The sequence below is a fragment of the Kitasatospora sp. NPDC015120 genome (assembly GCF_043080305.1).
GTDB lineage: Bacteria > Actinomycetota > Actinomycetes > Streptomycetales > Streptomycetaceae > Kitasatospora.
In genome coordinates this window covers 622,203-639,812 of record NZ_JBIBVJ010000001.1, presented here as the reverse complement: position 1 = coordinate 639,812, position 17,610 = coordinate 622,203, and the positions used below count along the sequence as shown (strand labels likewise).

18 protein-coding genes and 1 pseudogene are annotated in these 17,610 nt (G+C 72.7%); 15 read left to right on the top strand and 4 right to left on the bottom strand.

Going from position 1 to position 17,610, the window contains the following annotated elements:
- Together ACF1AK_RS03020 and ACF1AK_RS03015 are read left to right on the top strand one after the other, a co-directional pair.
- Nucleotides 1–806 (top strand): tetratricopeptide repeat protein (locus tag ACF1AK_RS03020; RefSeq protein ID WP_391497004.1); only part of this gene is annotated, 806 nt, incomplete at its 5' end.
- A gap of 75 nt (nucleotides 807–881) precedes the next feature.
- Nucleotides 882–1,166, top strand: a pseudogene (locus tag ACF1AK_RS03015) (HNH endonuclease); the annotation flags it as partial.
- 513 nt (nucleotides 1,167–1,679) lie between these two features.
- Here ACF1AK_RS03015 and ACF1AK_RS03010 read toward each other — a convergent pair.
- Nucleotides 1,680–2,888, bottom strand: coding sequence for a hypothetical protein (locus ACF1AK_RS03010; protein ID WP_391497003.1), 1,209 nt, complete (start codon nucleotides 2,886–2,888; stop codon nucleotides 1,680–1,682).
- A 183-nt stretch (nucleotides 2,889–3,071) separates the two neighbouring features.
- Here ACF1AK_RS03010 and ACF1AK_RS03005 point away from each other — a divergent pair, with 183 nt between their 5' ends.
- The 3 genes from ACF1AK_RS03005 to ACF1AK_RS02995 all read left to right on the top strand — a co-directional run bounded on the left by ACF1AK_RS03005 (nucleotide 3,072) and on the right by ACF1AK_RS02995 (nucleotide 5,676).
- Nucleotides 3,072–3,623: a hypothetical protein gene (locus ACF1AK_RS03005; protein ID WP_391497002.1), complete on the top strand. Its 552-nt coding sequence runs from the start codon at nucleotides 3,072–3,074 to the stop codon at nucleotides 3,621–3,623.
- Complete coding sequence (locus ACF1AK_RS03000) at nucleotides 3,620–5,152, top strand: terminase large subunit domain-containing protein (RefSeq protein ID WP_391497001.1); 1,533 nt, start codon at nucleotides 3,620–3,622, stop codon at nucleotides 5,150–5,152. The genes ACF1AK_RS03005 and ACF1AK_RS03000 overlap by 4 nt, the downstream gene beginning before the upstream one ends.
- Nucleotides 5,153–5,295: 143 nt before the next feature.
- Nucleotides 5,296–5,676 (top strand): hypothetical protein, encoded by a 381-nt coding sequence (locus ACF1AK_RS02995; protein WP_391497000.1) that lies wholly within the window; start codon nucleotides 5,296–5,298, stop codon nucleotides 5,674–5,676.
- A gap of 35 nt (nucleotides 5,677–5,711) precedes the next feature.
- Here the strand turns inward: ACF1AK_RS02995 and ACF1AK_RS02990 are convergent, their stop codons facing one another.
- Both ACF1AK_RS02990 and ACF1AK_RS02985 read right to left on the bottom strand, forming a co-directional pair.
- Nucleotides 5,712–6,362, bottom strand: a complete 651-nt coding sequence (locus ACF1AK_RS02990) for a hypothetical protein (protein ID WP_391496999.1) — start codon at nucleotides 6,360–6,362, stop codon at nucleotides 5,712–5,714.
- 172 nt (nucleotides 6,363–6,534) lie between these two features.
- On the bottom strand, nucleotides 6,535–7,905 hold the full coding sequence (locus tag ACF1AK_RS02985) for an IS110 family transposase (RefSeq protein ID WP_391496998.1): 1,371 nt from the start codon (nucleotides 7,903–7,905) through the stop codon (nucleotides 6,535–6,537).
- 102 nt (nucleotides 7,906–8,007) lie between these two features.
- On the opposite strand from ACF1AK_RS02985, the gene ACF1AK_RS02980 reads away from it, so the two are divergent.
- The 10 genes from ACF1AK_RS02980 (at nucleotide 8,008) to ACF1AK_RS02935 (ending at nucleotide 15,651) form a co-directional block, all read left to right on the top strand.
- Nucleotides 8,008–8,346, top strand: coding sequence for a helix-turn-helix domain-containing protein (locus ACF1AK_RS02980; RefSeq protein WP_391496997.1), 339 nt, complete (start codon nucleotides 8,008–8,010; stop codon nucleotides 8,344–8,346).
- A gap of 162 nt (nucleotides 8,347–8,508) precedes the next feature.
- On the top strand, nucleotides 8,509–8,754 hold the full coding sequence (locus tag ACF1AK_RS02975; RefSeq protein ID WP_391496996.1) for a hypothetical protein: 246 nt from the start codon (nucleotides 8,509–8,511) through the stop codon (nucleotides 8,752–8,754).
- A 95-nt stretch (nucleotides 8,755–8,849) separates the two neighbouring features.
- On the top strand, nucleotides 8,850–9,647 hold the full coding sequence (gene hisN, locus ACF1AK_RS02970; protein ID WP_391496995.1) for a histidinol-phosphatase: 798 nt from the start codon (nucleotides 8,850–8,852) through the stop codon (nucleotides 9,645–9,647).
- 78 nt (nucleotides 9,648–9,725) lie between these two features.
- The gene (locus tag ACF1AK_RS02965) at nucleotides 9,726–11,573 is read left to right on the top strand and encodes a hypothetical protein (RefSeq protein WP_391496994.1); all 1,848 of its coding nucleotides are present in this window, start codon (nucleotides 9,726–9,728) and stop codon (nucleotides 11,571–11,573) included.
- Nucleotides 11,574–11,912: 339 nt separating this feature from the next.
- On the top strand, nucleotides 11,913–12,536 hold the full coding sequence (locus ACF1AK_RS02960) for a hypothetical protein (RefSeq protein ID WP_391496993.1): 624 nt from the start codon (nucleotides 11,913–11,915) through the stop codon (nucleotides 12,534–12,536).
- Nucleotides 12,537–12,665: 129 nt separating this feature from the next.
- Nucleotides 12,666–13,088: a head decoration protein gene (locus ACF1AK_RS02955; protein ID WP_391496992.1), complete on the top strand. Its 423-nt coding sequence runs from the start codon at nucleotides 12,666–12,668 to the stop codon at nucleotides 13,086–13,088.
- 1 nt (nucleotide 13,089) lies between these two features.
- Entirely contained in the window at nucleotides 13,090–14,145 is a 1,056-nt protein-coding gene (locus tag ACF1AK_RS02950) for a major capsid protein (RefSeq protein WP_391496991.1), read from the top strand.
- On the top strand, nucleotides 14,145–14,441 hold the full coding sequence (locus ACF1AK_RS02945; RefSeq protein WP_391496990.1) for a hypothetical protein: 297 nt from the start codon (nucleotides 14,145–14,147) through the stop codon (nucleotides 14,439–14,441). Before ACF1AK_RS02950 ends, ACF1AK_RS02945 begins: the two co-directional genes overlap by 1 nt.
- 77 nt (nucleotides 14,442–14,518) lie before the next feature.
- Nucleotides 14,519–14,848 carry a hypothetical protein gene (locus ACF1AK_RS02940; RefSeq protein WP_391496989.1) on the top strand — a complete coding sequence of 110 codons (330 nt, stop codon included), beginning with the start codon at nucleotides 14,519–14,521 and terminating at the stop codon, nucleotides 14,846–14,848.
- Complete coding sequence (locus ACF1AK_RS02935; RefSeq protein ID WP_391496988.1) at nucleotides 14,845–15,651, top strand: hypothetical protein; 807 nt, start codon at nucleotides 14,845–14,847, stop codon at nucleotides 15,649–15,651. The genes ACF1AK_RS02940 and ACF1AK_RS02935 overlap by 4 nt, the downstream gene beginning before the upstream one ends.
- A gap of 22 nt (nucleotides 15,652–15,673) precedes the next feature.
- Here the strand turns inward: ACF1AK_RS02935 and ACF1AK_RS02930 are convergent, their stop codons facing one another.
- Complete coding sequence (locus tag ACF1AK_RS02930; protein WP_391496987.1) at nucleotides 15,674–17,542, bottom strand: ATP-binding cassette domain-containing protein; 1,869 nt, start codon at nucleotides 17,540–17,542, stop codon at nucleotides 15,674–15,676.
- Nucleotides 17,543–17,610 lie beyond the last annotated feature (68 nt).

Genomic DNA, 17,610 nt, shown 5'->3' with positions numbered 1-17,610 from the left:
TCGAGGAAGCCGTCGCCATCCGCCGCACCCTCGCCGAGGCCAACCCCGACGCCTACCTGCCCGACCTCGCCAGCGCCCTCAACAACCTCTCCGTCCGGCTGGGTGAGGTGGGCCGGCGGGCGGAAGGGCTGGCCGCCGTCGAGGAAGCCGTCGACCGCTACCGCACCCTGGCCGAGGCCAACCCGGACGCCTACCTGCCCGACCTCGCCATGTCCCTCAACAACCTCTCCGTCGACCTGGGTGAGGTGGGCCGGCGGGCGGGGGGCCTGGCCGCCGTCGAGGAAGCCGTCGCCATCCGCCGCACCCTCGCCGAGGCCAACCCCGACGCCTACCTGCCCGACCTCGCCAGCGCCCTCAACAACCTCTCCGTCGACCTGGGTGAGGTGGGCCGGCGGGCGGAAGGGCTGACCGCCGTCGAGGAAGCCGTCGCCATCCGCCGCACCCTCGCCGAGGCCAACCCCGACGCCTACCTGCCCGGCCTCGCCAGCGCCCTCAACAACCTCTCCAACCGGCTGGGTGAGGTGGGCCGGCGGGCGGAGGGCCTGGCCGCCGTCGAGGAAGCCGTCGCCATCCGCCGCACCCTCGCCCAGGCCAACCCCGACGCCTACCTGCCCGACCTCGCCAGCGCCCTCAACAACCTCTCCGTCCGGCTGGGTGAGGTGGGCCGGCGGGCGGAAGGCCTGGCCGCCGTCGAGGAAGCCGTCGACCGCTACCGCACCCTCGCCCAGGCCAACCCCGACCTCTTCGGACCAGATCTACAGCAGTCCCTGGCCGTGGCCGACTGGCTTGAGGGGCTCGATCCGTAGGCGAGCGTGGCGGCTACCGCCGCGCGCCCCGGCACGAGGAATATGGCACGTTCGGAATGACGCTCCCTGCCAGTCGGTGGATATGCCTGGAATGCCGGGCGCCGTGAGGCCTACGCCAACGACCAGGGCAGCCCGCTGACGCTCGTCGCGGTCACCGCGAAGTCGAACAGGTCGAAAGCGGACAAGGACCCGTTCGAATGGCTCCCGCCGCTCGCCGCTGTCCACTGCCGCTACGCCGCCGAGTGGGTCTCCACGAAGCTCCGCTGGAGCCTGGCCGCCGATCCGGCCGAGGCCGGCGCGCTCGCCGGCATCGCCCAGCAGTGCCCGACCACGACCGTGGAGTACGAACCCGCCGCGTAGTCGGCGGTGCGGCGGTGGGCGGAGCAGTTGGGCGGCCGGTCGAAGCGACCGATACGCCCGCCGCACCCGCCCGCTGCCGCCTCGGCCTGTCCTTGGGGCGCCGCGTCGGCCATCTGCGGTGACCGCCGCCCGAGAACCCGGGCCGGACACGACGGTGCCCGCCGGTGATGGCCCTCAAGATTGTGCGTCTCGCGGTACCGGCGGGCACCGCGCCAAGGCTACCCGGAGTCATCGGCCGAGGTAGCACCGGCCCAGTCGCGAAGGAAAGGCGAACCAGCCGCTCGACACCGAGGCCGATCGCACCCACGTCCCCCCGACAGAGCAACCCACCGTGCCCCGGGCGAGGCACCTTCGTTGAGCGGGCCGAGTGCCTGCTTCCCCAAGGCACTCACCACAGGCTCCTCACACCCGGTCGGCGGTCCGGCCGGGCGGAGCACCGACCCGCCCAGGGGCGGGCGGCCCGCGCACCCACCGGCCGGGCCGCTCCTCCTGGGTGCCGTTGGGTTGGTCTGGTCAGGCGTCCCGGTGGGCGACTCCGGCGAGGGCGACCTCCTCGCCGTCCGTGAGAGCAAGCCCGCAGAACAGGCAGGAGAACGACTCGGCGACACCAACATCGAGTTGGTGGCCCGGGTGCTCGCAGTCCGTGTCGTAGCACTCGCAGGGCACGGCGGTGAGGTTCCCTCCCGCCGTGCCGCTGTATCCGCACGCCGGACATCTTCTCCACCCGAGGTAGCCGTCGTCAGGACCTTGGCGGCCACGCAGCCAACCTGAGCGGTCGATCGTGTCGACGATCTTGAGAATCGGCAGGTCAGGATGTTCGGTGCGCGAAATGTCGACCAGCCCGGCGATGACGCTCGACGAGATGAGTACCTTGACCGCCATGGCGGTCTTCGCCCGCTGGTTGATACCCGGGGAAGCGTGGGTGGAGTCCGGCCGGGCCGGGAACGGCAGCACGCCGTACTCCGTGAGCAGATCGGTCGCGGACTGGCGCGCCCGCGAGCCGGCGACACGGAGGCCCGTCACCAGGGCGGTGAGAGCGGTGTCGTGCTCGTGGTTGTCGGCGCGATCCGTGAACCCCCCGGGCGCGAGTTCGACGGCCGCTGAGACAGCGGCGCTGAGCACCAGCCGGGCGGCGGCGCGTTCGACGAGCGCCTGCTCCTCGGCGGCGACTTCCAGCGACGGCCGGTTGGCCCACGCCGGCTGGCCCGGGCTCGCCGCCACCTTGTCCAGGTCGGTGAACACGGTTCGGAACTCACCCCAGAAAGCGGCCGGGTCAAGGCCGAGTTCGGCGCGCACGGCCTCTACGACCCGAAGGCCGCTCTCCAGGACCGTTCTGGCGGTCTGCTCGTCGTGGTAGGCGTAGTGGGCGACGCTGTTCCGGGCGTCAGCAACCGGCCGGAACGCCTTCTCGTCGATGGGCATTCGGCCCCGCATGGTGGTCGACGCGACCTTGAACGCCTCGACCATGCCGATGGTCTTCGCCTCGCTGAGAGGCTTCACTCCGGGTGCATCGCCGAAGCCGAGCGCGTGGAAGCGGTGGGACCAGTCGGCCTTGTCGGAGATGAGCAGCGGGTCGTAGCGGCAGAGCAGGGCCTTGAGGAGGTGCTCGCACCCGATTCCCGCGTGGAGGACGGCGAATGCCTGGCCCTGCGGGCGTCGCCACGAATCGAGGCTCGAACGCATGAACTGGCCTGCCATGCTTGCGAACTGCCGCTCGTCCACCCTTCCCGTCCTCCCTTCGTCCGGCCGGCGCGCGCAGGGCGGACTTCCGTACGGTACGGCCGCCCCGAGCGATTCCGCGAGTGAGTTGCCGGGCCGGAGACTTCCGTTGCCCTTGATCGTGGACGTACGCCCCATGGGGGATCATGGGGGTGGCGCGGGGGCGCACCCGAAGGACCTGCGCCCATGCCCCGCCCCAACCGGGCCCAGCGCGCCGCCATCGCACGGCGGCGGGCCGACGCCGTAGAACTGCGCCTCGCCGGCGCCGACCCGCTGACCGTCGGCCGGAAGCTCGCCGCCGACCCCACCGTCAACTCCGACCGGATCGCGTACCCGCTCGGGTACGGCCACGAGCTGTACACCAAGGGCCGCCCCGCCCCGGACGACGAGACGCTGATCCGCTCCGTCAACCGGGACGTGACGCAGGCTCTCGAACACCGGATCGCCGGGTCGCAGGCCGCGGTGGAGGAGTTGCGGGCGGTGGAGGACGCCCGCCTGGACCGGATGTTCCTCGTCGCCTACCGCAAGGCGGTGAAGGACGGGGACCTTCCGGCGATCGACCGGGCGCTGAGGATCATGGAGCGGCGGGCGCGGCTGCTGGGCCTCGACCAGCCGGCGAAGACGGAGGTCACCGGGCAGGACGGCGGCCCGATCGAGCTGGCAGCGGACGCCACCGGTCACGAGCTGGCGGCGCTGATTGCTCTGACCGACCCGGCCGTGGTCCGGTACGGCGAGTGAGCGCGACCGACGGCCTGGTCGAGCAGTACCGGCGGCTGCCTGCGGAGCGGCGCAGGGCGATCGCCGCCCAGGCGTCCCCGGCGCTGCGCACCCGCCTGGCCAAGGTCGAGCGGGAGATGGCGCTGCGGCACTCGCCTGGGTCGCTCGCCGCGGTGCTCACCGAGGGCCGGGAGATGCAGGCCGCCCACCTGGACCTCGTTGACGATGCCTTCAGGCGGATCGCTGCGGGGGAGTCGGTGCGGCTGCTGCTGACGATGCCGCCCCGGCACGGCAAGTCCCGCCGCGCGGCCCGGTGGGCGCCGCTGTGGTACCTCCTCCAGCAGCCTGACCACCGGGTGATGATCGCCTCGTATTCGTCCGACTTGGCGGACGACCACGGCCGGTGGATCAGGGATGCGATCACCGAGTGGGGCGAGCAGTTGGGCATTCGGCTCCACCCCGGGTCGAAGGCGGCGAACCGGTTCGACATCGCGGGCCGGGAGGGCGGCCTGTTCGCGGCCGGTGTTGGCGGCGGCCTCACCGGCAAGGGCGCGAACCTCGCCATCGTCGATGACCCGATCAAGGACGACGCGGAAGCTCAATCTCCAACGATGCGGCGGCGGTTGTGGGAGTGGTGGCAGGCCGTCCTGTTGACGCGGGTGGAGCCCGGCGGGTCGGTCATCGTCATCCAGACGAGGTGGCACGAAGACGATCTCGCTGGGCGGATCCTCGCGGGCGAGACCGCCGACGACTGGACGATCATCGACCTGCCTGCCATCGCGGACAGCCCGGACGACGCGCTCGGCCGGAAGGTCGGCCAGCCGCTGTGGCCTGCCCGGTACGGGCACAAGGCGCTCGCGGGGATCAGGCGTGCGGTCGGCGAGCGGGTGTGGTGGAGCCTGTTCATGCAGAAGCCCCGGCCGGTCGAGGGCGGGGTGTGGCAGCGGGCCTGGATCGATCGGGCCCGGGTGACGCCGGTGGAGTTCGCCGGCGCGGAGATGGCCCGGGTCGTCGTCGCGGTCGACCCGTCCGGCGGGGACTCCGCCGTCAACGACGAGACCGGCATCATCGGGCTCGCCTGCGACTACCAGGAGCAGCTGTACGTCGTCGCGGACGAGTCCGGCACGCTCGGGGCGAACGACTGGGGCCTCACCGCGTGCCGGCTGGCGCTCAGCCTGCGGGCGGACGCCATCGTGGTGGAGGCGAACTACGGCGGGAACATGGCCAAGCAGGTCCTCGCGCAGGCGTGGGACCAGCTCGCCCGAGACGGTGAGGCCCGAGGCCAGCTGATGCCGATGATCGTGGAGGTCAACGCGAAGGTCGGCAAGAGGTTGAGGGCCGAGCCGGTGGCACAGCTATATGAGCAGGGCCGTGTCCACCACGTCGGTCACTATCCGGAGCTGGAGGGCCAGATGGCGACGTGGGTTCCGGGGATGGACTCCCCGGACCGGATGGACGCCGCGGTCCATGGCCTGACGGAACTCGCCGGCGCCGGGCTCGATGCTCTGTCGCAGGGCCTGGACGACGGCCGACTTCGCGGCAGGCGTTGAGGTGCGGTGCGGGTGACTTCCGATGGTGGATCGGCGGCCACCCGCACCGGAGGGCTGAGACCGGATTCGATCTTGGACGGGCGGTCTCGAACAACTTCGGTCAACGCCCCGTGCACAGGTCTCAGGCTCGCTACGGTCGGGCCATGACGCTCCTGCCTGCCGACCGGCACGCCCTGGACGGGCACCCGCTCGCCGACCTCACCGTGCGGGTGAAGGCCGACCTCGCCAAGATCGGCATCCCGATGTACCTGGACTCGAAGAGCGGGGACGGCCGCGACACACACCCCGGCGGGATGGGCGCCGATCTCGGCGACAAGCACCTGCTGCTTTGCTGGGACCGGCCCGAGCAGAAGCGCGTGGGGACTGCCGCCGTCGACCCCTACGAGGACGACGAGCTTGCCGTGATTCAGCATGCCGCGCACGCCCTGACCGCCGCCGTCGTGAGTGCCCTGGTCGGCTTCGGGTACACCGTCCGCGTGGAGGGCTGGTCGAACCCCTTCGCCCCGATGGTCTTCGTGTCCTGAACCGGATTCGCCGATCCGGAAAGGCGGCCAGGCGCCTACTCGGCCATCGCGGTGGCGAAGTCCCCGCTGACCTTGTGCACCGGTGTCCACAAGAGCTGCCCGTGAAGGGCGTCCGGCCAGTGCCCCGTGGGGTTCGTCGCGAGCTGTTGCGGCCGGTTGCTTCCGGCGACGAAGAACCCGAGTGCGGCAACGGTCCGCAGGTCGACCACCGAGCCCCGGGCCCGTGCGGCGTCGTGGACGAGCCGGGACATCGCCTGCCGGCTGACCGTCTCGATCGCCCGCATCGTCGCCCTCGCGGTGATCGCCTGGGCGTTCCCGCGGCGGGGCAGACCGCCGAGCACCGTGCCTATGCTGGGGCCTTCCGCAGTGTGGGCCTGCCCGTCGGGCGCGGTGGCGGCCATCACCGCGAACACTGCGAGGGTGACCGCGAGCGCGTTGTCCTGCGCGATGGCCTGGTAGCGGGACGCCGGACCGTAGCCCAGAGGGAGCGGCAGCCTGGCGTCACCGGCGACCTCGTAGAGGGCCTGCCGGTTGGCGGCGACCTTGAGGGCTGCTCCCGGGTGCCCGCTGCCGGGCGGGGACGCCCAGGCGCGGGCGCGCGTCACCCAGTCGCCGCCAGCGGGTGGCGTGCTGCGTAGGTGGTCGCAGAGAGTGTTGAGGTACCTCTCGTCGAGGATGCCGCGCATCAGTGCTGGTCCTTCCGCAGGTTCGTGAAGTGGGCTTGCCCCGGCTCGGGGCGCTGGCTTCGGGTGGGCGGAGAGGCGGCCGGGCGGCACCGTTCCCGCGTCGGGGCTCGCGGCCCGGGGTGGATTGTCAGGCGTTGCTCCGGCCCGGCCGCCCGTCCACCCGCCCGAGGCGTCAGGCAGGGCCGGGGGGTCGTGGCCACGCTGCCTCGGGGGCGAACAGTTCGTCGTGGAGGAGGCAGTGGTGGAGTGAGGCGAGGAGCTTGCCGAACAGGCGGCGCAGTGCGGCGTTGTGCCGGTCGCCGGCGGCCCGCCGCTTGTCGTAGTGGGCCCGGCACTGCGGGGACTTCGTCAGCGAGGCGAATGCCCAGCGGTGCCCGTAGCCGGCCAGGCGCTTGTTCGCCGCGACCCTGCGGTGCAGGACGGTGTGGGACGTGCCGCTCGCCCAGGTGAACGGCCTGGCCCCGGCGTAGGCGGCGAGGCCCTTCGCGGTGGCGAACCGTGCTGGGTCGTCTCCGAGTTCGCCGAGCAGGCGGGCGCCGGTGAGCAGTCCGACACCGGGGAAGGACAGGTAGATGTGGCTCTGTGGGTGCTGGCTGAACAACTCGCCGGCTGCGGCGGTGAGTTCGTCAACGCTCAGGGATGCCTCGCCGAGGAACCGCAGAGTGGTGAGGACTTCTTGGCCGAGAGCTTCTTCCACGGCCGGGGGGTTGTGCAGGACCGGCTCGCGGAACAGGGCGAACAGGCGGTCCGTCTCGGAGTCGAGGAGCCGGGTCCGGCCGGAGCGTTCGAGTGCGGCGCGGATCTGCCTGCGGGTGAGACGGGCGGCTTGGCCGCTGGTCGGGGCGAGGGCGATCAACTCCCGCGCCTCGGGGCGGATGAGTCGGCCGCCCAGGTGCGCCCAGGCGGTCACGGCGGCTGGGTGCACCGCCCGCAGCTGTGAACGCAGTTGGAGGTAGTGGTACTGGCGGGTCCGGGAGGCTCGGAGCTGGGCGCGGGTCAGGGCGCCGACCGCGTCGGCGTCCTCGGAGTTGGTGTGCAGCGCGCGGTGGGCGTGGCCGTCGGTGCGCAGGATGTTGGCGAGGAGCGTGGCGTCCCCGGCGTCGGACTTCTTCCGGTTGCCGGGGTTGAGGCGGCCCCGGTAGCGGGCGACGGTGGAAGGGTGGATCGGGATCACGGTCTGGCCGTGGCGGCGCAGCGCGGTGACAAGCAGGCCGCGGCTGGCCTCGATTGCGACCGGCACCGACCGGCGGGAGAACGTGTGGCTGGTCCGGAGCCCGGCCAGAACCGCGAGGACGCTGCGGATGCCGCCCGGTGTCGCCTCGAAGCGGAGGCTGGCGACGGCCTCCCCGGACCGGTCCACCACGACGAGGTCGTTCAGGTTCTCGGACCAGTCGATGCCGGCGAAGAAGGCGGGTGCCACGCTCTCCTCCTCCAGCGGGTGACCGCCGCGGACGCCCGCCGACAACACCGGTGAAGCCCGCTGGCCGTAACACAGCTCGGGCTCGTCGGCGGGGCGTTCCGCACGGGTGACGCGGCGCGCCACAGGTGGACCATAAATGGTCCACCTGTGGCAATGCAAGGAAGATCCTCGGAACCGGGCAGGATGGGGTGGTCAGCGCCGCCAGCAGTACCGGGAGGACGAGGGGTGCCGCGCAATCAACTGCCACCGGCCGATTTCACGGCCGGGAAGTGGCCGGACGCCGAACTCGTGCCGGATGCACCACCGGAAGCCGTGATTGGGCGCGCCCTCGTGCTGAAGCTTCAGGGCCGGATGAAGGCCCTGAAGTGGTCGGCGCGGGAGGTCGCCCGCAGGGCGGGCGTCTCCCACGGCACCGTCAACCGGGTGCTGGCCGGCGAAGTGCTCGCCGACACGGCCACCATCGTCCGCTTGGAACTCGCACTGCAGGTCGACCTTTACCCGGCCGGCCTGTGGGCGCAGATCGCGGAGAGGGCGGCCCCGGTGGCCGACGGCGGAGCGGCATAGCCCCTGACCTGCGGCCGGAACTGTTCGTGGACCCTGCTACCGTCTGCCCTCATGAACACGGGGGCGCGGCTTGTTGCCGCAGCAGCACTGATCACGACCGTCTCGGGCCTGTCCGCCTGCACTTCGAGCAGCACCGCCCCGGCGCCTGGGGCGGGACAGGCAGTGGCCCCGTCGGCCTCGCCAACCGAGGGCAGCCCGGAGTGGGCGGCGAAGTGGCTCGGCGACCCCGAGCGCAACCGCGACGCCTCCAAGGTCGTCGGCCGCTACGCCCAGCTCGCCATCGTCCAGTCCGGCGGACGGCAGGGCGACACGGCCCTGTGCGACGCCGAGTGGGCGAAGATAACCCCCGCCCAGAAGGTGATGGTCGACCGGCAGGGCTTCGACGAGGGTTGCCGCATCGCGGTCTGATCAGTGGCGCCGCGTCGTGGAGGACCCCCGGTTGCGGCTCCTACCTGGTGGGCTGCTGCCGATTGCGGCGACGGCTAGCGGCTAGGGTTTCGACCATGGCCGACTACCACGACGACCTCCGACTCGCCCACGTCCTCGCCGACTCGGCGGACTCGGTCACCCTGGAGCGTTTCAAGGCGCTCGACCTCAAGATCGAGACCAAGCCCGACCTGACCCCCGTCAGCGACGCCGACAAGGCCGCCGAGGAGCTGGTGCGCAGCGTCCTGCAGCGGGCCCGCCCGCGCGACGCCGTGCTCGGCGAGGAGTTCGGCCTGCAGGGCTCGGGTCCGCGCCGCTGGGTGATCGACCCGATCGACGGCACCAAGAACTACATCCGCGGCGTCCCGGTCTGGGCCACCCTGATCGCCCTGCTGGAGGACGGCCCGGACGGCGTGGAGCGCCCCGTCGTCGGCATCGTCTCCGCCCCCGCGCTGAACCGCCGCTGGTGGGCCGCCAAGGACCTCGGCGCCTACGCCGGCCGCAGCCTCGCCAAGGCCTCCCGGATCCAGGTCTCCGGCGTCTCCCGGATGGAGGACGCCTCCTTCTCCTACTCCTCGCTGTCCGGCTGGGAGGAGCGCGGCCGCCTCGACCCGTTCCTCGACCTCACCCGGGCCTGCTGGCGCACCCGCGCCTACGGCGACTTCTGGTCCTACATGATGGTCGCCGAGGGCGCGGTCGACATCGCCGCCGAGCCGGAGCTGTCGCTGTGGGATATGGCGGCGAACTGCATCATCGTCGAGGAGGCTGGCGGCCGCTTCACCGGCCTGGACGGCGTCCCCGGCCCGGGTGGCGCCGACGCCGTCGCCTCCAACGGCCTGCTCCACGAGGAGACCCTGCGTCGTCTGGGCCTGTAACTTCCCCGGCGGCTTCCGGTTGCCCACCCCGTAGGGTGGCCACTGGCGTGGGGCCTGGTTGCCTGGGAGGGCAGCATCGTGGGCCTGCGCGAGTTGATTATCGACGGCTGGTCATGGCTGAACTACAAGCCGATCATGGCCACCGCGCCCCGGCGGGGCATCGGCCCGTTCGGGGACCTCGCCGCGGGCTGGGTGCCGCCGGAGGACCTGCGGCGCCTCCAGGCGTACAAGATCCTCGCCGCCTACGACCAGAATCAGGCCGGGCAGCTCGCCTACGCGGCCGGCGACGAATCCGGGGTGGACCGGCGGGAGCTGGGCGACCCGGCGAAGCTCAACGCGGCGGCGCTGAACTACCTCCTCGGCGCGTCGCAGAGCATCGTCGTGCCCGGGGCCGAGGGCGACGGCGGGGAGCCGACCCCGGAAGCCGCCCTCGCCCGGGACGTCCAGGACCGGCTCCGGGCGTGGGCCCGCCGCGAGCTGCTGCCGATGCGGATGCAGCAGGCCGAGCGGTCCGCGGTGCGCTACGGCGACGGCCTATTCACCCTCGCCTGGGACGCCCAGGCCGGGAGGCCGGTCCTGCGGACGATGGACCCCGGTTTCTTCTACCCCGAGTGGACCGAGGACGAAGTCGACTCGGCGCAGTTCCCCGCCCGGGTGCACTTCGCGTGGGAGCTGCCGGAGGACCCCGCCACCGGGCAGAAGGCCAGGTTGCGCCGCATCACCTACGAGCTGGGTCCGATCAGCGGGGCGACCGTGCCGGTGATCCCGGAGAAGGGCAGCGCCTACCGGGAGTGGGCGACCGGGCCGGACGGGGAACGGGTCCTGCTGCCCGGGGACCGGGCAGACCCGGCGACGGGCCAGGTCACCCGAACCTACCCGTGGGCACCGGACCGCCCGGCCGGCGTCACCTGCTACCTCACCGACGCCGAGTGGCTGCTCGAAGACCTCAGGGCCGGGCACACCGTGTACACGCTGCCCGCCGACAAGGCGACCTACCGGGTCCGGCGGGACGGGCAGGTCCTCCAGGGACTGGACCTGCAGATCGACTTCCTCCCAGTCGTGCACCTCACCAACACCATCCCGGACGTGGGCGAGCACTGGGGACAGCCGGTGATCTCCCGGGTGATGCAGATCCTCGACGAGGTCGCCGCAACCGACACGGACTCCTCGGCCGCGTCCGGCACGACCGGCACGCCGATCGTCGCCCTGTCCGGAGTGCGGCTCCCGAAGGACCGCACGACCGGCGCGGCGGTGCCACTGCGGGTCGAGGCCGGCACGGTGTGGTCCCTGAACGAGGGCGGCTCGATGTCCACCCTGGACACCTCCCCTCAGCTGCGGGAGCTGCGCGAACGCACCGACCACCTCCTCGACCGGCTCGCGGGCAACAGCCGGCTGACCGCGTCCGGGCTCGGTACCGTCCAGCCGTCCGAGGTGCCGTCCGGGTACGCGCTCGCCCTCGCCCTCGGGCCGCTGGATGCCCTGGTGGGGGAGATGCGGCTCGCCCGCGCCCACAAGTACGAGATCCTGCTGCGCATGGTCGGCCGCCTCTTCCAGGCCGGGCAGGTCGGCTGGCCGAGCGGGGAACTGCCCGCCGGTCAGCTCGTCTGGGGCCCGCACGTACCCACCGACAAGGCGGAGGCCCTGGAGCAGGCCGCGAAGGGCTACCAGGCCGGGCTGTTCTCCCTGGAGACGTGCGTGCGGATGCTCGCCGACGCCGGGTACCCGATCGCGGACATCCCGCAGGAGGTGCAGCGTATCCAGTCCAGGGCGTTCGACGCCGCTGCCCGCCTCGCCGATGCCACCGACGACATCGCCGCAGTCCGGGCCTTCCTCGGGCTGCCCGTCGGAGGCCCTGTGATCCCCCCTGCGCCGCTCCGGAAGGCCGATAGGCAGAAGATCACTCCGGAGGGCCCGAGCAGCCCGTAGAGGGCCCTTTGGGCCCCTGCGGGGGCTGGGATGCCCGGACCCCTTCGCTGTGCCCGGGCTCTCCTGGCCCCCTGCGGCGACAGCCGTGGGGGGTTGGGGGGAAAGGTAGGAAGTAAGCAGGAACAAAGGAAAGAAAGGGGTTACCCAGGGGGAACCAGTGGGTTCCCGTCGCGTAACCCATGGGTTCCCCCGGGGGAACCCATGGGCAGCCACACTATGGGTTCCCCCGGGGGAACCCATACAGGCCAGAGACCACACGACCGCAATCACGCCCGCCGACCGGACGAGGGAGTAGCTACACTGATCACTGGCGCGGGGGCGCTGTTGCGGAGGAATCCGATGACTGCCCCCCTGCCCCAGGCCGCCCCGCCCGCCGGAGACCCGGCCGCACCGCAGAACCCGGCCGCCACCGACCCCGGCAGCACCCTCATCACCCAGGACACCCTTGCGCGGCTCCTCGCCCGCGAGAAAGACCAGGGCTCCCGCGCCGGCGTCCGCAAGCTCGTCACCGACCTCGGCTTCCAGGACGCGGCGGCCCTCTCCACCTGGATCGAGGCGCAGCGAACCGCCGAGCAGGCCGCCCTCACCGAAGTCGAACGCCGGGAGCAGGCCGCCGCCCAGCGCGAGCAGGCCGCCGTCCAGCGTGAGCAGCAAGCCCTCCAGCGTCTCAACCAGGCCATCCGGCACTCCGCGCTGACCCGCCTCGGCGCGGCCGGTGCCAACCTGGACGACGCGGTCCGTCTCCTCGACGTACCCGACGACGCCGACCAGCAGGCTGTGGCCGACGCGGCGAAGGCCCTCGCCGACCGCCGACCGGAGCTGTTCGGCCCGGCCGCCCCGCCCGCCACCCCGCCCGCGCCGAGCGGTTCCCCCGCCGGCGGCCCGCCGCTGCGGGGCCAGGCCCCCGTCACCAGCTCGGTCGGCACCGAGATGGCCAAGCGGCGCGGCTACCTCACCACCTGACCGCACACCCCGAACCGTCTGACCCGGCAGTGAACCGGGACCAGGGGACCACGCCCCAACACGCCTTCGTGGACGGCACCACCAGCAGGTGAGTGCGTGACCGCCAGCTCCTGAAGGCGATCACACCCCTTGACCGTCCAGCCGATCACCACCACGGCGAACTACGCCCACGGCCGACCGTGGCTCGCCAGCCTCCACGGCACCGACCAGACCGAGACCGTCACCATCGACGCCTCGAAGCTCGTCGCCGGCACCCACTACGTCGCGTCCGCCGACCCCGCGCAGCCGTACAGCCGCGTCCTGTCCGGCGTCCCCCTCGGCAAGATCACCGCGTCCGGCCTGTACGGGCCGTACGACCCGGCCGCCGCCGACGGCCGCCAGGTCCTCGCGGGCCTGGTCTTCGACGAGTGCGTGTTCTCGCCCGGCCAGCCGAAGATCCCGTGCGCGCTGCTGTGGCACGGCTCCGCCCGCGCCTCCAAGATCCCGGGCGGGATCGACGTCACCAAGATCACCGCTTCGCCCACCGGCGCCCTGATCCGCTGGGGGGCCTGACGTGTCCCTCCAGGACCTCATCAAGGGCGTCTCGGCGGCCGACCTGACCACCTTCGCCCGCGCCATCCCCACCCCGGCGGACTTCCTCCTCACCAGCACCGTCTTCCCGACCCTCGTCGTCCCCGAGGTGAAGTGGCGGATCAAGAGCAACGGGCGCCGGGTCAACACCGCGAAGTACCGCGCGTACGACGCCTCCGTGGCGTTCGCCGAGCGGACCGCGTGGGAGACCACCCGCGAAGGGCTGCTGCCCGCGCTGGGCCAGAAGTTGATCGTCGGTGAGCAGCAGCAGATCCTGCTGGAGCAGTCGCACGGCGCCGACCAGGACCGGCTGCTGGAGCTGCTGTTCGACGACGCCGAGCGGCACATCGAAGCGATCCGCTCCCGCCTCGAACTCGCCGCCGGCGACGTGCTGGTGGACGGCCGCTTCACCCTCGACGCCGCGACCGAGAACGGCCTGAGCATCGAGGTGGACTTCGGCGTCCCGGCCGGCAACATGCCCATCGCGCCGAAGCCGTGGAGTGACCCGACGTCGGACCCGCTTGCCGACGAACTCGGCTGGCTCCAGTACCTGGACGACCTCGGCGCACCCGAACCCGAGCTCGTCGTCACCAGCAAGAAGGCGTTCTCCCACCTCGCCCGGAACAACGCCTACCGGGCCGCCTACTACCGGAGCGTCAACCCCTCCAACACCCCGACCCGCACCCTCACCGTCGCCGAGGTCAACGCGGTCCGCAACGACTACGGCCTGCCGCCGGTGACCCTGTACAAGGCGCAGGTCAACGTCGACGGCACCGCCACCAAGGTCCTCCCCGAGGACCGGTGGATCATGCTGCCGCCGGACCGCGCCAAGTGGGGCCAGACCCTCTACGGCGTCACCGCCGAAGCCCTGGTCCTCGCGCGCGGCACCAACCCCGAGATCCTCAAGGAGGACGCCCCCGGCATCGTCCTCACCCGCGGTGTCCAGGACGACCCGGTGCAGATCTGGACCAAGGGCGCCGCCGTCGCCATGCCGGTCCTTCACACCCCGGACTGCCACATCGTGGCCAAGGTCCTGTGATGGCACGCCGACTCGCCTTCGCCGTCCACCTGGAGGACCCCGCCACCGGGGACCGTCTCGTGCTGCTGCCCGACGAGATCCCCGCCCGGGAACTCGCCGAGCTGATCACCCACCCCGGCGCCTGGCACCCCGACGACGACCCGGCCGACGACGGTCCGGGCGACGGCGACGGCCCGGCCGGTTCCGCAGGCGCCACCCTGCCGACCGGCCAGGCAGACGCCGACGACGCCAGCGCCAGTACCGAGGAGCAGCCGGCGGCCAAGGCCGCCCGGACCCGCAAGACCCGAACCGACTGACCCCCACCGCGGCAGGACCGGCACCCAACCTCTCCCAAGGGTGCCGGTCCTGCCGCGCACGACGATCGGAACCGCCCGTGGACCCCACCGTCCTCGCCTGGCTGCTCGCCCAGCTAGGCCCCACCACCAGCACCGACGACCTCACCGCCCGGCACACCCGCCTGGGCACCGCCCGCGCCGTCGCCCTCGAAGTCCTCGCCGAACGCCGCGCCGCGCTGCTCGCCGACCCCCTGCGCCTCGTCGTCGACGGGGTCGTCACCATGGACCGCAGCGCCAACCTTGGCGGCCTGGAACGCCAACTCGCAGGCCTCCACGACACGCTGGGGCCCGACGAGACCGCACCCGGCGGCGACACCGCCCCCCAGTTCGACGTGAGCGTCCTGACCCCGGCCCGCCGCACCCGATGACCGACACACCCGAAGCCGACGCCGAGCGGGCCGCCGACGACCTCGGCGCGGCCTGGCAGCCCCTCGCCGCCGCGCAAGCGGCCGTGCTCACCGCCCTTGCAGCGGGCCGCCGCACCGCCCGCCTCGCGTCCGCCCTCGCCGCGTTCGCCGACGCGATCCGCACCTTTCACCACGCGGTGGAAGCGGTGATCGGCGACTTCGCGCACCGGGAGGTCGCCCGGCTCTACGAGGAAGCCGCCCGCGCCGCCACCGCCGGCATCGGCCGCACCTTCGAGTGGACACCCATCCACCAGGACGCCCTGCGGGCCCTCACCGCCGACACCTACAGCGACCTCCTGCGGCGCGCCCAGGAGACCGTCCGCGCTTCCGGGGCGTTCTACCGCGCCGCCCGCGCAGCGGCCCGCCACGACCTGCCGCTCCTCACTGCCGACCCCGCCGGCACCCCGGCCGCAGCCCGTGCGCTCGCCGACCGCCTCGCCGCGACCTACCGCCTCGACCGCGTCGTCTACCGCAACGGCACCCGCATGCCCGTCCTGGCCTGGGCCGAAGCCGCACTCCACACCCGTGCCGCAGTCGCCACCAACACCGGAACTCTCGCTGCCGCCCGCGAACACGGCATCAACCAGGTCGAAGTCTTCGACGGCTACGACTGCGGATGGACCAGCCATCCCGACCCCGACAAAGCGGTCCGGACCCTCCGTACCGTCGAGGACGCCGCCGAGTGGCCGATCTCCCATCCCCGCTGCACACGCCGCTTCGAGCCGTGGCCGGGAGGTACGCCCGCCGAGGACGACGGCCGCTGACCGACGAGCGGATTCCTTCCGATCAGCGGTCGTCCTGGAGCTTCAGCAAGTCGTGGAACAGGCCCGGGACAGTGGAGAGTTCATCCCAGGTTCCGTCCTGTGCGACGCGGCCGTGCTGGAGGACGATGATGCGGTCGGCAAGCCGGGCACTGACCAAGCGGTGGGTGACGAACAGGGTGGTGCGGCCGGCGGCCAGGGCACGGAGGCGGGTGAGGACGTGGTGTTCGGCTCGGGCGTCCATCGCGGAGGTCGGTTCGTCCAGGACCAGGACGGGGGCGTCGCGCAGGAAGCCGCGGGCGACGGCGATGCGTTGCCACTGGCCGCCAGAGAGGTCGTGCCCGCCCCACCAGGATCGGGCGAGTGAGGTGTCCAGGCCGTGGGGGAGCCGGGCCAGGACCTCGTCCGCGCCGGCGGCCTCGGCGGCTGCCAGCACCTTCGCGTCCGGTGCGGGGAGGCCGAGGGTGATGTTCTCGCGGGCGGCGAGCGGCCAACGGGTGTAGTCCTGCGGGACGACGGCGACCCGCTCGAACACGCTGACGGGGTCGGTGTCGGCGAGGTCCTGACTGTCCCAGGCGACGGCGCCGGCCGTCGGCAGGTACAGGCCGGTGAGGAGCTTCGCCAGCGTGCTCTTCCCGGAGCCGTTCTCCCCGATCAGCGCGACCACCTCGCCCCGGCGCAGGGTCAGGGTGATGCCGTCCAGGGCAGGGCGCTCGGTGCCGGGGTAGGTGAAGGTGAGGCCGGTGGCGGTGATGACGGCCGGTGCGCCCGTGATCGGGGTGGTCCCGCGCTGGTTCGCCCACCGGTCGGCGATCCCCAGGAAGCTGGTCCAGTCGTCCAGGGACAAGCAGGTACGGAACAGCCCGGCCCCGGCGGCGAGGGTGGCGGCGGTGGCGGCGGATGCGGTGCGCAGGGCGAGGGCGGCGGCGCCGGCGGCGCCCGGGTTCGTGCGGCCGGTGGTGGCCAGCCACAGCAGCACCAGCCAGATGCCGAGGGTGACCGCCGCGGTGAGGGCGTCGCCGGTGCCGGTGGCGATCATGGCGCGGCGGGCCCCGGTGAGCTGTTCGGCCTCCAGACGGGCGGAGACCGTGCGGTACTGCTCGGTGAGGAAGCCCGCCATGCCGCCGGTGCGGATCTCGTCGGCGGTGGCGCGTTCGGTGGTGTAGCCGCGCAGGACGCGGCGCAGCCGGGAGTCGGCGAGGGTGCGGTGGTGGGCGGCGTGGCGGATGCGGGCTGCCCGCACGGCGCCCCAGCCGGCGGGCAGGGCGGCGGCGAGCAGGAGCGGCAGCAGTGCGGGGTACAGGTAGGCGAGGAAGAAGGCGGCGGCGGCCAGGCGGGCGGCGGCGGAGGTGATCCGCTGGGCGTCCTCGATGAGGTCGCGGGTGCGGTCGGTGCCGTCGGCGGCGGCCTCGTAGGCGGTGGAGAACGCGGGGTCCTCGTAGGCGATGGCCTCGGCGCGGGTGGCGGAGGCGATCACCAGCAGGTCGGCCTCGCGCACGACCTTCGGGGCAAGTCGTGCGGCGGCGCCCTGGGCGGCGGCCTCGGCAAGGTAGCGGCCGGCGACGGCCGCGCCGAGCAGCGCCAGCGGCCCGGTGTGCGCGGCCAACGCCCTGCCGAGGTCGGCGGCGGTGAACATCGCGTTCAGCAGGCGGGTGGTGCTCGCCAGGGCGGTGACGGTCAGAGCGGCCGTCACCGCCTGCGCGGCGAGGAGCAGGACGACGGCCGGGCGGTCGGTGCGCCATCCGAGGGCGAGGGCCCGGTGCAGCGCCGCCGGAAGGCGGCGCAGGACGGTGACAGTGCCGACGGTGAGCGTCGCGTCGTCGTGGCGGTCGGCCTCCAGCACCATGTGCGGGATCTGTCCGGCGGCGGCCGGTGGGAGAGGCAGGGCGGTCACCCGACCATCAGGCGCCCGCGCCCGCCTCCCGGGCAACCGGATTCCCCAACACTGATCGGGAAAAGTCG